13 protein-coding genes are annotated in these 14,203 nt (G+C 74.8%); 3 read left to right on the forward strand and 10 right to left on the reverse strand.

Features of this window, described 5'->3' with window-relative positions:
* Nucleotides 1-132 precede the first annotated feature (132 nt).
* The 4 genes from ACIOJE_RS23700 to ACIOJE_RS23715 form a co-directional block, all read right to left on the reverse strand.
* Entirely contained in the window at nt 133-888 is a 756-nt protein-coding gene (locus tag ACIOJE_RS23700; RefSeq protein WP_400778587.1) for a hypothetical protein, read from the reverse strand.
* A 66-nt stretch (nt 889-954) separates the two neighbouring features.
* Nucleotides 955-1,989 (reverse strand): TolB-like translocation protein, encoded by a 1,035-nt coding sequence (locus ACIOJE_RS23705; RefSeq protein WP_280678161.1) that lies wholly within the window; start codon nt 1,987-1,989, stop codon nt 955-957.
* Nucleotides 1,986-3,383, reverse strand: coding sequence for an MFS transporter (locus tag ACIOJE_RS23710; protein ID WP_280678159.1), 1,398 nt, complete (start codon nt 3,381-3,383; stop codon nt 1,986-1,988). The genes ACIOJE_RS23705 and ACIOJE_RS23710 overlap by 4 nt, the downstream gene beginning before the upstream one ends.
* 5 nt (nt 3,384-3,388) lie before the next feature.
* The gene (locus tag ACIOJE_RS23715) at nt 3,389-4,309 is read right to left on the reverse strand and encodes an alkaline phosphatase family protein (RefSeq protein WP_400778591.1); all 921 of its coding nucleotides are present in this window, start codon (nt 4,307-4,309) and stop codon (nt 3,389-3,391) included.
* 225 nt (nt 4,310-4,534) lie between these two features.
* Here ACIOJE_RS23715 and ACIOJE_RS23720 point away from each other — a divergent pair, with 225 nt between their 5' ends.
* Both ACIOJE_RS23720 and cobC read left to right on the forward strand, forming a co-directional pair.
* Nucleotides 4,535-5,905, forward strand: a complete 1,371-nt coding sequence (locus ACIOJE_RS23720) for a cobalamin biosynthesis protein (RefSeq protein ID WP_400778593.1) — start codon at nt 4,535-4,537, stop codon at nt 5,903-5,905.
* On the forward strand, nt 5,902-6,948 hold the full coding sequence (gene cobC / locus ACIOJE_RS23725) for an Rv2231c family pyridoxal phosphate-dependent protein CobC (protein WP_400778596.1): 1,047 nt from the start codon (nt 5,902-5,904) through the stop codon (nt 6,946-6,948). Before ACIOJE_RS23720 ends, cobC begins: the two co-directional genes overlap by 4 nt.
* Before the next feature lie 33 nt (nt 6,949-6,981).
* On the opposite strand, the gene ACIOJE_RS23730 is transcribed toward cobC, so the two are convergent.
* From ACIOJE_RS23730 to ACIOJE_RS23755, 6 genes are all read right to left on the reverse strand, one after another.
* Nucleotides 6,982-7,788: an MOSC domain-containing protein gene (locus ACIOJE_RS23730; protein WP_400778599.1), complete on the reverse strand. Its 807-nt coding sequence runs from the start codon at nt 7,786-7,788 to the stop codon at nt 6,982-6,984.
* Complete coding sequence (locus ACIOJE_RS23735) at nt 7,785-8,315, reverse strand: hypothetical protein (protein ID WP_400778601.1); 531 nt, start codon at nt 8,313-8,315, stop codon at nt 7,785-7,787. The genes ACIOJE_RS23730 and ACIOJE_RS23735 overlap by 4 nt, the downstream gene beginning before the upstream one ends.
* A gap of 225 nt (nt 8,316-8,540) precedes the next feature.
* Nucleotides 8,541-9,563 (reverse strand): glutamine synthetase, encoded by a 1,023-nt coding sequence (gene glnII, locus ACIOJE_RS23740; RefSeq protein ID WP_280678147.1) that lies wholly within the window; start codon nt 9,561-9,563, stop codon nt 8,541-8,543.
* Nucleotides 9,564-9,732: 169 nt separating this feature from the next.
* Nucleotides 9,733-10,788, reverse strand: a complete 1,056-nt coding sequence (locus ACIOJE_RS23745) for an SCO1860 family LAETG-anchored protein (RefSeq protein ID WP_400778604.1) — start codon at nt 10,786-10,788, stop codon at nt 9,733-9,735.
* Nucleotides 10,789-10,993: 205 nt separating this feature from the next.
* Nucleotides 10,994-11,671, reverse strand: coding sequence for a uracil-DNA glycosylase (locus ACIOJE_RS23750; RefSeq protein ID WP_400778606.1), 678 nt, complete (start codon nt 11,669-11,671; stop codon nt 10,994-10,996).
* A gap of 219 nt (nt 11,672-11,890) precedes the next feature.
* Nucleotides 11,891-12,982, reverse strand: a complete 1,092-nt coding sequence (locus tag ACIOJE_RS23755) for an amidohydrolase family protein (protein WP_400778609.1) — start codon at nt 12,980-12,982, stop codon at nt 11,891-11,893.
* Between the two features lie 99 nt (nt 12,983-13,081).
* On the opposite strand from ACIOJE_RS23755, the gene ACIOJE_RS23760 reads away from it, so the two are divergent.
* Nucleotides 13,082-14,176, forward strand: a complete 1,095-nt coding sequence (locus ACIOJE_RS23760; protein WP_280678139.1) for an alanine--glyoxylate aminotransferase family protein — start codon at nt 13,082-13,084, stop codon at nt 14,174-14,176.
* Nucleotides 14,177-14,203: the final 27 nt, after the last annotated feature.

The raw sequence follows: 14,203 nt of genomic DNA on the forward strand, positions 1-14,203 counted from the left end.
CTGCCGGCTTGACCCGCACCCCCCGCGCGCCCCCACCCCGCCACGCTCCCCCCGGCGGGGTGGCTGCGCGTCAGCATCCGGGCCGCCTTCACCGCTCTGACGGCGGGCCTGAGCGGGGACGCCGCGGTGTGGTCAGCCAGTCGCGCGGATGTAGATGTCGGCGGCGCCCGGGGCTCCGCCGGGGATAGTGGCGACGTAGATGCGGCGGGTGGCCTGGGGGTGGGTGGGGGTCGGGGTGAGAGTGAGGGAGGGGGCGGCGGTGGGGGCGGGGGTGTCGTCGGCGAGGTCCGGGCCCGGGTCGGCGTCGGGGTCGGCGTCGGGATCGGGGTCGGCGTCGGCGGCCTGGAGGCCCGGAGGTGCCGCGGGTGCCCTGGGCGCCGGGTCGGCGGTGGCGGCCGGTGATGGCGTGGGAGTAGGGGTGGGCGTGGGCTCGGGGTCTTCGGGGAGTTCAGGGGCCTCCGCCGGTTCGTCGCCGCCGAGGGCGGCGGTGAGGTCGGGCGGGAGAGGTGCGGTGGCGCCCGGGGCGGGGAGGTCGTAGGTGCGCAGGAAATCGCCGAGGCCGACATCCTTGCCCGCGATGCGGTAGTGCAGGTAGGCGATGGGGGTGCCGTCGGCGGTGCGGGTGTAGATGGCGCCGACGGGGACGTAGTAGAGGCCGGCGCCGGGGTGCTGGGAGGGGTGGAGGCCGGCGAGGCGTTCGGCGCGGTCGCGGTCGGTCTCGCGGCCGGTGCCACCGACGGTGAGCGAGTTGACCCCACGCACCACCAGGGCGGCCGCGACCGACACGCAGAGCACCAGCCCGACGGCGACGGTGCGCCGCAGGACGGGTCGGCCGTGCAGGGCGGGCCAGGAGTCGGTGACCGTACGCTCGGGTGGAATGCCGTCCACGGTTCTCGTTCCCCCGTTCGATCAGGACGTCACTGTGCTCGACGAGGGACCGTAGCCCAGAGTTCCTCAGCCCAGGTAGGCGGGGGCCACCGCAGCCTGGGTGACCCGCCGGGGAGCGCCGCCGCCGTCGGCCGGGACGGTCCACAGGTCGGCGCCGTAGTCGCCGGGCATGGCGTAGAGGAGCGTGCCGGTGTCCGACCAGACGGCCTGGTCGTCGATGTTGCGCTGCTCGGCGGTGGCGGTCTCGGTCATGGTGGCGAGGTCGAGGACGTACAGCCGCCAGGGCGCGTCCGGCGACGCACCGGGGACGCGCTTCTTGTACGCGATGCGGGTGCCGTCCGGGGAGAGCGAGGGGCACTCGACGTTCTCGTGCAGGGTGGTGAGGCTGTGGGCGGCGAGGTCGCCGTGGACGAGGTAGGTGTGGCCGCCGGTGGCGAGGGTGGCGTAGAAGGCGTTGTCGTCGGCGAAGGTGACGCCCCAGATGTTGATGTCGTGGGCCTGGTACGGGTGGCCGTCCTTGATCACGTCGAAGGTCTCCAGGTTGTCCCGGAGGTTCCAGTCGCGGACGTCGACGATCGAGGTGCGGGTGGAGAAGTCGGTGCCCGCGTAGGAGTCGCCGCTGACGAAGACCGTCCAGGCGGCGAGGTGCCCGGACGGGGAGACCCGGGAGCGGGTGGGGATGCCGGCGGCCGGGAAGGAGCGCCGCTCGCGCAGGTGGTCGTCGAGGACCACGGCGCGGTAGGTGTCCTCCAGGGCGCCGTGCTGGGACTGGAGGCAGATACCGGTGCCGGCGGCGGCGTAGAAGCGCAGGCACTGGACTCCGGAGGCGGTGCGCGGGCCGTCGGGCCGGTCGGCGGGGACGGCGGTGAGCTCGTCGCGGTGCGGGCCCCAGGCCATGTTGCGGAACACCAACTCCCGCCCACCGGAGGGTCCTTGCAGGGTGACGGCGCCTTCGGCGACGGCGGGGCCGCCGGGCTGGGCCTGGTCGCGCTGGGCGGTGCGGTCGGCCGCGTAGAGGACGGCCCCGGTGCCGACGGCGCCGAGCAGCAGCACGGCGACCAGCAGCACGATCACCCTGGTCCGGTTCTGGAGTCGGTTCACGAGGGCTCCTCGGAGGCGGTGGCGGCGGGATCGCGCGGGGTGTCAGGCTCGCGCGGGGCGGCAGGATCACCCGGGGCAGCGGGATCACCCGGGGCGGCGGGTTCGCGCAGGACGGCGGCCGCGCCGAGCACGCACACCGCGAGCGCCCCCGCCGACCAGCCCAGCGCGCCGGTGCCGCCGACCGCGCTCCACAGCGCACCGAACAGCAGCGAGCAGGCGAACCGGGCGAGCGCCTGCCCGGTGCCGACCAGGGCGAGCCCGGCGCCGCGCTGCCCGGCCGGGACGGCGTCGGCCGCGGCCGCGGCGAGCACTCCGTCGGTGGCCGCGTAGAACGCGCCGTGCAGCAGCAGGACGCAGACGACCGCGGGCACGCCGCTGACCGGTGAGAGCAGCAGCCCGTACGCGAGCAGCAGGACCGCGTGCCCGGCGAGGAAGAGCCGGCGGCGGCCGATCCGGTCGGCGAGTGCGCCGAGCGGGACGGCGAGCAGCAGGAAGGCGGCGGCGGTGCCGAGCGGCAGCAGCGGGAAGAGGCTGGTGTCGAGACCGAGCCGGCGCTGGATGAGCAGGTAGAGGAAGGAGTCGCTGACGGTGGTGAGTCCGAGCAGGACGGCGCAGAGCGTGAGCCGGCGCAGCCCGGGAAGCCGCAGCAGGGCGAGACTGTCCCGCAGCGAGGGGGCAGCAGTTGACGGACCGTCAGCCACCTGCCGGTTCGGCACGAACAGCAGCAGGATCAGCACGCCGAGCGCGGCGACGCACGCGCTGACCGTGAACACCGCGTCGTAGCCGTGCCGTTCGCCGCCGTCGGCGAGCAGCGGCCCGCCGGCGAGACGCAGCACCAGGAAGGCGGTCAGCGGGCCGAGCAGGGCACCGGCCGTGTCCATCGCCCGGTGCACGCCGAACGCCCGTCCGCGGTGGGCGGGTTCGGTGGAGAGCGAGATCATCGCGTCCCGGGGCGCGGTGCGCAGGCCCTTGCCGGTGCGGTCGACGGCGATGACGGCACCGATCAGCGGCACGGTGTGGACGAGCAGCAGCAGCGGCTTGCAGAGCGCGGACAGGCCGTAGCCGACGGCCGCGACGGCCTTGTGGCGGGCGGCGCCGTCACGGCCGCGGCGGTCGGCGAGGTGGCCGCCGGCGAGGCGGACGAGCGCGCTGAAGCCGTTCTGGATGCCGTCGAGCAGGCCGAAGCCGAGCGGGGAGAGGCCGAGCCCGGTGAGCAGGTAGAGCGGCAGCACGGCGCTGACCATCTCGGAGGAGACGTCGGTGACCAGGCTGACGGCACCGAGGGCGAGCACCGTCCCGGGTACGGCGCGCAGGGCCCCCCGCCGCCCCGGCCCGCCGGATGCGGGGGCCGGGGCGGCGGGGGCCTTGGAGCTGCGGGAATCCGCGACGTACACGGGCGTCAGTTCCAGATGCCGGCGATGTCGGTGGCGTTGGCGGCGTTGCCCGCGTGGGTGCTCAGCCCGGCGAGGTCCTCCAGGGTGCGCAGCACGTTGTAGTGGTTGTAGCTGGTGCCGGTGCTGCTGCCGGGGGTGACGTGGGCGCCGTAGACGAGGGTCGGGATGCGGTTGCCGGCGAGGCGGTTGTCCTCGTCGAAGGTGACCACGAGCAGGCTGTTGTGACTCTTGGCCCAGTCCGCGTAGGCGGCGAGGTTGGTCTGGAGCCAGGTGTCGCCGGTGCCGACGGAACAGTCGTGCATGTCGTTGCAGAGGTCCGGCACGACGAAGGAGACCTTGGGCAGGGTGGTGTAGTCGGTCGGGAAGGCGTCCATGCCGTAGGCGCTGGAGGCGGGTACGTTGCCGAAGCCGAACCACGGGTTGTGCTTCTGCGCGTAGTTGTCGACGCGACAGTCGGTGGCGCCCTGGGAGGGCAGGCCCTCGTTGTAGCTGGCCCAGGTCTGGCCGGCGGCGAGCAGCTCGGAGCCCAGGTTGGGCTGCTGGAGGGCGCCGACGTCGACGCAGCTGTCGTCGGTGACGCCCTGCGCGCTGCCCGAGAACAGCATGTAGTAGTTGGGCTGGCTGGGGTGGGTGAGCGCGAAGGACTGGGTCAGCGTCGCACCGCCGGCGACCAGCGTGTTGTTGATGTACGGCGCGCTGGAGCTGCCGATGACCTGCGAGTAGGCGTGGTTCTCCATGACCACGACGATCACGTGGTCGGGCGAGGGCAGCCCGGCGGCGGTGTCGGCGGCCGCGCTGCCGCCGGCGGCCCACAGGCCGAGCGAGCCGCCGACGAGACCGAGTCCGGCGGCGAGGGCGGTGAGGGGGCGGCGGAGCGGGCGGCGGGGGCTGGTGGTTCCGAGGGTGCGGAGTTGTGCGAAGGCCATCGGGTCCTCCGTGCGTCGGGGCTGCCTGGATGGAGCGCCCAGAACAGTAGGATCGCGCCGGTGTCGTGTACCGCACAAGAAGGATGAAGAACAGACGAACAGCTGCCGCCCGCCGGCGATGCGCGTCACAGCCGCCCCGATTGACCCGTTCCGGCCGGGCGTGGTGGGATCACGGGGGCTTGTGACCACGGGGGCCCGTGGGGGCTCGTGGCGAAGGAGCGGGACGTGATCGGACTGGTCGCCCTCAACGGGGCGGGCCGCCTGCTGGCCGGGGAGATCCACACCGCCTGGCCCGACACCACCCACGTCTACAAGGCCTCCGTCTCCTCCTGCTTCGGCCCGACCGAGGCCCTGAACCACGCCCTCGACCGACACGACCTGGTGGTCTGCCTCGCGTCCGTCGCGACCACCGTGCGGCTGTTCTCCGACGCTTCGCACCAGGGCTCGCGCCGGCCCGGGTTGGTCAGCCTGGACCTGGGCCTGCGCTACGCCGTGCCGCTGACCGACCGTGGCACCGGCGCCGAGGAGCTGGCCGAGGAGCTGGCCGCCCTGCTCGGCGTCCGGGCCGTCCTGACCGGCGGCCCGCCGCCCGCCGAGGCCCCGGGCCGGGCTCTGGCGCCGACCCTGGCTCCAGCCCTGACGCCGACCCTGGCCGGGCACCTCGACGGGCTTGCCTCCACCGCCACCCGCGGCCCGCGCGGAGCGGCGGCCTCGCAAGCGGTCGCCGAGGGCCGGCCGGTCCGGCTGGAGAACGACCTGGCGTACCCGCTGCCCGCCCTTCCGCCCTCGGTCCGTCCCGACGCGCCCGCCGACGCCCCCGTGCTACGGGTCACCGACCGCAGCTACCCCGGCGAGGACGTGCTCCTGGTCCACCCCCGCACCCTGGTCGTCGGGGTCGGCGCGGGCGGCGGTGCCGAGCAGAGCGAGCTGATGCGGCTGCTCATGGACACGCTGGAGGAGGGCGGCCTGGCCCGGTCGTCGGTGGCCCGGTTGGCCACCGTGGCCGGCAAGGCGGACCACCCGGCGGTGCGCTGGGCCGCCTTCTGCCTCGGCGGGGTACCGGTGGACGAGCACCCGGCGGCGGCCCTGGCCGCGGTGCCGGTGCCGACCCCGTCGGAGCTGGTCGGCGCGGCCGTGGGCACGCCGAGCGTCGCCGAGGCGGCCGCCCTGGCGAGCGCGCCCGGCGGCGAACTCGTCGTCACCAAGCGGAAGTCGGCCGCGGCCACGGTCGCGATCGCCCGTACCGCGCCGCGCGGGCGGCTCGCCGTCGTCGGGCTCGGGCCCGGCGAGCAGGACTTGCTGGTGCCCCGCGCGCTGGCGGAACTGCGGCGCGCCTCGGCGGTCGTGGGCACGCCGGGCGCGGTCGAGGCGGTCGCCGGACTGCTCCGGCCCGGGACCCGGCGGATCGTGACGGACGACTGCACCGAGGCGGCCCTCACCCTGGCCGCGCACGGGCACGCCGTCGCGCTGGTCGCCCTCGGCGACGGCGCCGCACCGACCGTGCCGCCCGGCCCGTACGACGTCCACCGCGTCCCCGGCCTGCCCGCCCCACCGGTCCCCGGCCTGCCCGCCCATCCGCAAGGAGACCCCGCGTGACCGCCCCCGAACCCGACCTTCGCCACCACGGCGACGCCGAGGTGCGCGCCGACGGGTCCGGCCTGGTCGACCTCGCCGTCAACGTCCGCACCGGCACTCCCCCGACCTGGCTGCGCGAACGGCTCGCAGCCACCCTCGGCGACCTCGCCGCCTACCCCGACCAGGGCGCCGCCCGCGCCGCCGTGGCCGCCCGGCACCGGCGGCCCACCGCCGAGGTGCTGCTCACCTCGGGGGCGGCGGAGGCCTTCGTGCTGCTCGCACGCGTCGTGACGGCTCGTCACATCGTCGTGGTGCACCCGCAGTTCACCGAGCCCGAGGCGGCGCTGCGGGACGCCGGGCACCAGGTGCACCGGGTGCTGCTCTCCCCCGACGACGGGTTCCGGCTGGGGTCCGTCCCGGCGGAGGCCGACCTGGTCGTCCTCGGGAACCCGACCAACCCGACTTCCGTCCTGCACCCCGCCGACGCCGTCGCCGCGCTCGCCCGCCCCGGGCGCACCCTGGTGGTCGACGAGGCGTTCATGGACACCGTGCCCGGCGAACGCGAGTCCCTCGCCCCGGTCCGGGACCTGCCCGGCCAGGTCGTCGTCCTGCGCAGCCTCACCAAGACCTGGGGCCTGGCCGGGCTGCGGATCGGCTACGTGCTCGGGCCGGCGCCGCTGATCGCCGCGCTCGGCGCCGCGCAGCCGCTGTGGCCGGTCTCCACCCCCGCGCTGGCCGCCGCCGAGGCGTGCAGCGCACCGGCCGCGCTCGCCGAGGCCGAGCAGGCGGCCGCCGACCTGGCGCTCTGGCGTGAGCACCTGCTGAAGGGGCTGGCCGGATTCCCGTCGGTGCGGGTGTACGGCGAGCCGGCCGCCTCCTTCGTCCTGGTACGGCTGCCGGGCGCGGCGGTCGTCCGGGAGCGGCTGCGCGGGCGCGGCTTCGCCGTGCGGCGCGGGGACACCTTCCCCGGGCTGGGCGAGGAGTGGCTGCGGATCGCCGTCCGGGACGAGGCGACCACGGACCGCTTCCTGGACGCCCTCGCGGCGGTCCTCGGCTCGGCCTGACCGCCCGCTGTCTGCTGACCCCCCGGTGGCCGCTCAGCCCAGCCCGACCTCGTCCCCCACCGCGATCCGGCCGGGCACCAGCACCTGCGCGTACACGCCCGCGCAGGGCAACGCGGGCATGCCCTCCAGCGGGACCAGCCGGTTGTGCTCGGCCGGTCCGCGCAGGGCGGACGTGCTCCGGGGCAGCGGGCCGTGCCGCAGGGTGGGCACGGCGCAGCGCGGGGTGGGCACCACGACGCGCAGCCGCAGCGCCGGCCCGATGGTCAACTCCCGCCCCACCCAGGCGTTCTCGACGTACCCCTCGCCCTCGGTGCGGATCACCAGGTTGGGGCGGTAGCGCTCCGCCTCGGCGCCGGTCGCGGCCAGCGTGGAGGTGGTGATCAGGTGCAGCGGGGCGAAGTCGAAGAACCCGCCGGCCGGCGCCGCCCGCCCCAACTCGTTGACGGTGACCTCGACTTCGGCCTCGATACCGTGCGCCAGCACCTCGTCCGGGACGGCCCGCTCGATCGTCGCCCCGGGCGGGCACTCCGCGACCAGGGCGACCTTGCGGCCGAGTGCCTCGGACAGTTCCGCCTCGTCCACGTGCCGTCCGTCCGGCCCGGTGATCGCCACGCCGTCGCCCGTCGTCGCGGTGGCGGTGACCGTCGCCGTGTAGCCCAGCAGGCCGGCCCACCGGCGCGGGTTCTTGGCGCTGGCGATCCTGCCGGTGCCGAGGTCGAGCAGGGCGCGGGCGCGGTCCCGGTCCACGCCGCGCGCATCCACCTCGGCCGCCGCCAGCTCCTCCCCCAGCAGCGACTTCACCGGGTAGCGCCGCAGCCGTTCGACCGTCCCGAGCCTCATGCCGCGGCCGCCCACTCGCGCAGGGTCGCGAAGTCGCCCTCGCGCAGGCCGAGTCGGGGGTTGATGTGCAGGGCGAGCGCCGGGCCGGGGTGGTGGGCGGCGATCCACTCGTCGTCCTGCGGGCCGAGTTCGTCGTCCACCCAGACGAACGGGCGGCCGCCCGCCCAGGCCACCACGTCCCGGGTCTTCCAGTGCAGGCCGTCCGGGTCCGCCCCGAAGAGGTCCGTCCAGCGGATGTACGGGAGCTCGGGCAGACCGATGTGCGGGCCGATGTGGGTGTTCGCGTCGGCCATCCAGGTGGTCGCCCACACCAGTTCGTAGGGCAGGGCGAGCAGTTCCGGCCCGTGCGCCGGGTTCAGCCACACCCGCAGCGGCTTCGCCTGCGTGTCCGAGCGGTGCGCCTGCCGGTCCGCCCACCAGGCCGGGAGCATGCGGTAGGTGTCGTAGCCATCCGGCCGGCGCGTCTTCGGCGCGGCGTAGGGGTTGAGCGGTCCGTCCACGTCGAGGAGGAGCAGGGGCAGCGTCATCCCTGAATTCTCCGGCTGACCCGGCAGATTGACCACCGAATTGACCACGGGATCAATGACCGGATCGACGACGGGATCGATGACCGGATCGACGTTCAACGAGTGGATCGACCACCGGCGTGCGGACTCACGGCCGGGTCCACAGGTTGCGGGCGGCCAGGAACGGCCGCCGGGCCTCCCCTCGCGTGGAGGGGAGGCCCGGCGGGGTGCTCAGGGGAGGGCGGCTCAGACGAGGCCGGCCTTCTCCAGGGCGGAGCAGCAGGTGTTGACCAGGAGGCGGGTCACCACGTAGGGGTCGACGTTGGCGTTCGGGCGGCGGTCCTCGATGTAGCCCTTCTGGTCCACCTCGACCTGCCACGGGATGCGCACCGAGGCGCCGCGGTTGGAGACGCCGTAGCTGTAGACGTTCCACGGGGCGGTCTCGTGCTTGCCGGTCAGGCGGGACTCGATGTCGGCGCCGTACTGGGTGACGTGCTCCAGGACCTTCTCCTGCGAGGCGCCGAGCGACTCGCAGGCGGTGATGATCGCGTCGTAGTTCTCGCGCATCGCCTTGGTGGAGAAGTTGGTGTGCGCGCCGGCACCGTTCCAGTCGCCGCGGGCGGGCTTGGCGTCGAGGGTGGCGTCGATGCCGAACTCCTCGGCGGTGCGGTAGAGCAGGTAGCGGGCGACCCACATGTGGTCGGAGACGGTCAGGGCGTCGACCGGGCCGATCTGGAACTCCCACTGGCCGGGCATGACCTCGGCGTTGATGCCGCAGATCGCCAGGCCGGCGTCGATGCAGCGGTCCAGGTGCAGCTCGACGATCTCGCGGCCGAAGACCTCCTCGGCGCCGACGCCGCAGTAGTAGCCGCCCTGCGGGGCCGGGAAGCCGCCCTCGGGGAAGCCGAGCGGGCGGGAGCCCTTGAAGAAGGTGTACTCCTGCTCGATGCCGAAGATCGACTCCTGAGCGGCGAACTGCTCGGCGATCGGGCGCAGCAGCGCACGGGTGTTGGACTCGTGCGGGGTACCGTCGATCTCGTTGACCTCGCACAGGACGAGGATGTTGTCACCGCCGCGGATCGGGTCCGGGAAGGTGGCGACCGGCGCGAGCACACGGTCCGAGGCGTGGCCCTCGGCCTGGTTGGTGGAGGAACCGTCGAAGCCCCAGGTGGGGATCTTGTCCGCGTTGGCCAGGACACGAGTCTTGGAACGGAGCTTCGCAGTCGGCTTGGTGCCGTCGATCCAGATGTACTCGGCCTTGATTGCCACGGCGGTGTACCTCGCATAGCTGGGTGGTGGGTGCCCGCGTAGCGTCGCAAGCCGCCGTTTCCCGGTTGTTCCTCTCGTGTAACGCGCATGTGAACCAACCGTCCGCGTTGGCACGGTCACGGTGCGGGAGTGCCGGGGACGGCACTCCCGCACCGCGGGGCGCCGAGGCTCAGTGCCGGCGGGCGTGCGCGGCCCGGCGGCGCCGGGTGGCCCACAGCGCGCAGGCCCCGCCCGCGACGAGCGCGGCGGCCCCGGCGGCCAGCGGGCCGGTGGCGCTGCTGCCGCCGGTGGCGGCGAGGCCGGCGGCCGGGGCCGGCTTCTCGGCCTTCCCGGTGCTCCCGGGCTTCCCGGTGGCGGGCGGCGGGGCGGCGGCGCCGGTGGTGGTGTCGGCCACCGGCTGGGCGGCGGGGGCGGTGGTGGGCGCGTCCGTGGCGGGGGCGGTGGCCGGGGTGGTGGGCGGCGCGGTGGGCTTCTCGCAGCTCACCGAGGCGACGGTGATCGTACCGGTGACCTTGGCGACGTTCAGGTTCAGCGGGTTCACCTCCACCTGCACCTCCAGCGCGGAGGCGGCGGCGGTGGTCGAGGTGGTGGTCTTCTTGGAGAGCTCCACGGAGACGCTGCCGATCAGCGGCACGTCCACCTTGGTCGGCCCGTACAGGCCGATGGTGACGGGCTTGCCGAGCACGGTCAGCCTGGCGGGCGCGACGACGTTGGCGGTCGGCTGCCCGTCGACCGGGCAGGTCGCCTCGGCGCTCATCGCCTCCAGGCCGAGCAGCGTGGTGGCGGGCAGGCCGGGGGCGTGCACGTCGGCGTTGACCAGTTGGACGGAGGCGGCGGCGCCCTTGGCGTCGGCGTGGGTCACGGACTTGCCGATGTCGGCCTTGACCAGGGTGACCGGGCCCTGCTGGTCGACGCCGTCCACCTTGGCCGTGAGGACCGAACCGTCGCGCTGCGCGGGCGTCTCCACCTTGTTGAGCGCGATGTTCACCGGAACGTCCACCGCCTTGTTCAACAGGCTGACGTCCAGGGCGAGTTCGGCGGTGACGGCACGCGCCTTGCCGGGCGACGCGGCGGGCGTCCCGGCGGGCGCCCCGGATCCGGTGGGCGCCGGGGCGGCCCCCGGAGCCGCCGGGGCGGCGTAGGCCGGTGGAACGGTGAGCAGGGTGCAGGCCGCGACGACGGCGGCGGCGGCGGAAACGATTCGGCGAGAAGGCCGGGAAGACATGGCGGTACCCCCACAGGTGCTGTTGCTCCGGAGCGCGCCCAGGACGTCACCCGCGACAGGCGGGGAGGGGCCGGTGCTCCGAACGGTGAGCCGCCAGTCTTCTCGAACAATCCGTCACATGAGTCACACAGAACGTCATTTCACTCGTTGGAGTGAGATTGACGCCTACCACTGACTCCGGTCTGCTAGAGCGCGCCCGGCCCCGCTACGGCAGCCGCCAGTCCACCGGCTGGGCCCCCTGCCGCGCCAGCAGTTCGTTCGCCCGGCTGAACGGCCGCGAGCCGAAGAAGCCGCCGCTCGCCGAGTACGGGCTCGGGTGCGCCGACTCGATCGCCGGGATCTCCCCGAGCAACGGCCGCAGGTTACGGGCGTCGCGCCCCCACAGGATCGCCACCAGCGGACCGCCGCGCGCCGTCAGCGCCCGGATCGCCTGCTCGGTGACCTCCTCCCAGCCCTTGCCCCGGTGCGCGGCGGGCTTGCGCGGCGCGGTGGTCAGCGCGCGGTTGAGCAGCAGCACGCCCTGCTGCGTCCACGGCGTGAGGTCGCCGTTGGACGGCTGCGGCAGGCCGAGGTCGGCGCCGTACTCCTGGAAGATGTTGATCAGGCTGGCCGGGATCGGCCGCACCTCCGGCCCCACCGAGAAGCTGAGCCCGACGGCGTGGCCCGGGGTCGGGTACGGGTCCTGCCCGACGATCAGCACCCGCACGTCGGCGAACGGCTGCTGGAAGGCCCGCAGCACGTTCGGGCCGGACGGCAGGTAGGTACGGCCTGCGGCCAGTTCGGCGCGCAGGAAGTCGCCCATGGCGGCGACCCGCCCGGCGACGGGTTCCAGGGCGGCGGCCCAGCCGGGCTCGACGATCTCGTTCAGTGGACGCGGTGCCATGGTGGCCACCCTATCGGCCTACACCGACAGCGCGTTCAGCGGATGATCATGTGAACGAAGGCCCACGAGGCAAGTGAGCGACGGCCCACGAGGCAGGTGGGCGCCGGCCCTTGAGGCAGGTGGGCGAAGACCCCCGAGGCAGGCCCGCGAGGCAGGTGGACGCCGGCCCGCGCGACAGGTCGACGACGGCTCGCGACAGGTGACCGACGCCCCGCGCGATCACCCGACCGGGCGGCCGCGCAGCACCACCAGCCGGGGATCGGCGAGCACCCGGACATCCGCCCGCGGATCCTCCCCGTAGACCACGAAGTCGGCCGACGCGCCCTCCTCCAGCCCCGGCCGCCCCAGCCACTCGCGCGCGCCCCACGTGGCCGCCGACAGCGCCTCCGCCGGGCTCAGCCCCGCCTTCACCAGCTCCGCCACCTCGTCCGCCACCAACCCGTGCGCGAGCGAGCCGCCCGCGTCCGTCCCGACGAACACCGGGATGCCCGCGTCGTGCGCGGCGCCCACGGTGGCGTAACGGCGCTCGTGCAGCCGGCGCATGTGGGCCGCCCAGGCCGGGAACCTGGCCTCGCCGCCCGACGCCAGGCCCGGGAAGGTGGCGATGTTGACCAGCGTCGGGACGATCGCCACGCCGCGCTCGGCGAAGGCCGGGATCAGCTCCTCGGTCAGCCCGGTGGCGTGCTCGACGCAGTCGATGCCGGCCGCCAGCAGGTCCGGCAGCGACTCGGCGGCGAAGCAGTGCGCGGTGACCCGTGCGCCCTCCTCGTGCGCCGCCGCGATCGCCTCGGCCAGCGCGTCGCCGGGCCAGCAGGCGGCGAGGTCGCCGCGCTCGCGGTCGATCCAGTCGCCGACCAGCTTCACCCAGCCGTCGCCACGCCGGGCCTCCGCGCGGACGTACGCGGCGAGGTCACCGGGCTCGATCTCGTGCGCGTAGTTGCGGATGTAGCGGCGGGTGCGGGCGATGTGCCGCCCGGCGCGGATGATCCGGGGCAGGTCCTCGCGCTCGTCGATCCACCGGGTGTCGGCGGCCGAGCCGGCGTCGCGGATCAGCAGGGTGCCGGCGTCACGGTCGGTGACCGCCTGCTTCTCGCTGGTCTCCGCGTCGACAGCGCCGTGCGCGTCCAGGCCGACGTGGCAGTGCGCGTCCACCAGACCGGGCAGCACCCAGCCGGTGACCGTCCGGACGTCCTCAGCGCCGGGCGGGCGGGTGAAGCTCACCCGGCCGTCCACCACCCAGAGTTCGTCCCGGACGTCCTCCGGACCGACCAGCACCCGACCCCGAACGTGCAGCACCGCGCCATCGCTCATGGCCGCACTCTACCGAGGGGCGGGTTCCGGGTGAGCGGCGAGAATGCGGCAGACTCGTTCTCGTCCCCACCATCCCCCGCAGCGAAAGGCCATCTCGACGTGAGCCCCTTCCTGGATCTCCCCCCGCTCAGCGCCGCCGAGTTCGCGGCGATCGAGGACCAGGTGGCCGCACTGCTGCACACCGGCGCCGACGTCATCGTCACCCAGGGTGAGGCGCTGCTGCCGCTGGAGGCCGCGATCCGCGGCGCCGCGCACCCCGGTTCCACCGCGCTCAACATCGTCACCGGCCCGTACGGGCAGACCTTCGGCAACTGGCTGCGCTCCTGCGGGGTCGAGGTCGTGGACCTGGCCGTCCCCTTCGACAGCGCGGTCAGCGCGCAGCAGGTCGCCGACGCGCTCGCCGCCCACCCGGCCGTCGACTTCGTCTCCCTGGTCCATGCCGAGGCCGCCACCGGCAACACCAACCCCGTCGCCGACATCGCCGCCGCCGTCCGCGCGCACGGCGCCCTGCTGATGCTCGACGCGGTCGCCTCCGTCGCCGCCGAGCCGCTGCTCACCGACGCGTGGGGCGTCGACCTGTGCGTCATCGGCGGCCAGAAGGCCATGGGCGGCCCCGCCGGGGTCTCCGCCGTCTCCGTCTCCGAGCGCGCCTGGGAGCGGATCGCCGCCAACCCGGCCGCCCCGCGCCGCTCCTACCTCTCCCTGCTGGACTGGAAGGAGCGCTGGACGGACGCCGGACGCACCGTACTCCCGCACGCCCCGGCCCAGTTGGAGATGCTCGCCCTCGGCGCCTGCCTCGACCGCATCACCGCCGACGGCCTGCCCGCCGTCATCGCCCGCCACCGTGCCGCCTCCGCCGCCACCCGCGCCGGCGTCCGCGCCCTCGGCACCCTCACCCCGTTCGTCTCCGAGGACGCCCACGCCGCGCCCGTCGCCACCACCCTGCGCACCCCGGCCGGCGTGCACGCGGCCGAACTCGCCGCCGCCGTGCTCCGCCTCGACCCGGCCCTCCCCGTCCAGCCCGGCGGCGGCCCCCTCGCCGCCTCGATGCTCCGGGTCAACCACTACGGCCCCGCCGCCTCCCTGGCCACCGTCCACGCCTGCCTCACGGCCCTCGCCACGGCCACCGCCACCGACCCGGCCCCGGCCCTCGCCGCCGCCGAGGCCGCCTGGACGGCGACCGTCCAGGGCTGAGCACGCAAAGGCGGCCCCCGTTCGCAC

Origin of the sequence: Kitasatospora sp. NPDC087861 (assembly GCF_044742585.1) — a bacterium.
Taxonomy (GTDB): Bacteria; Actinomycetota; Actinomycetes; order Streptomycetales; family Streptomycetaceae; genus Kitasatospora.

Coding starts and splice junctions, on each gene's coding strand:
- ACIOJE_RS23715 (WP_400778591.1), bottom strand. CDS start 4,309: ATGGCCTTCGCACAACTCCGCACCCTCGGAACCACCAGCCCCCGCCGC.
- ACIOJE_RS23735 (WP_400778601.1), bottom strand. CDS start 8,315: ATGACGCTGCCCCTGCTCCTCCTCGACGTGGACGGACCGCTCAACCCC.
- ACIOJE_RS23745 (WP_400778604.1), bottom strand. CDS start 10,788: ATGTCTTCCCGGCCTTCTCGCCGAATCGTTTCCGCCGCCGCCGCCGTC.
- ACIOJE_RS23750 (WP_400778606.1), bottom strand. CDS start 11,671: ATGGCACCGCGTCCACTGAACGAGATCGTCGAGCCCGGCTGGGCCGCC.
- ACIOJE_RS23730 (WP_400778599.1), bottom strand. CDS start 7,788: ATGAGGCTCGGGACGGTCGAACGGCTGCGGCGCTACCCGGTGAAGTCG.
- ACIOJE_RS23755 (WP_400778609.1), bottom strand. CDS start 12,982: ATGAGCGATGGCGCGGTGCTGCACGTTCGGGGTCGGGTGCTGGTCGGT.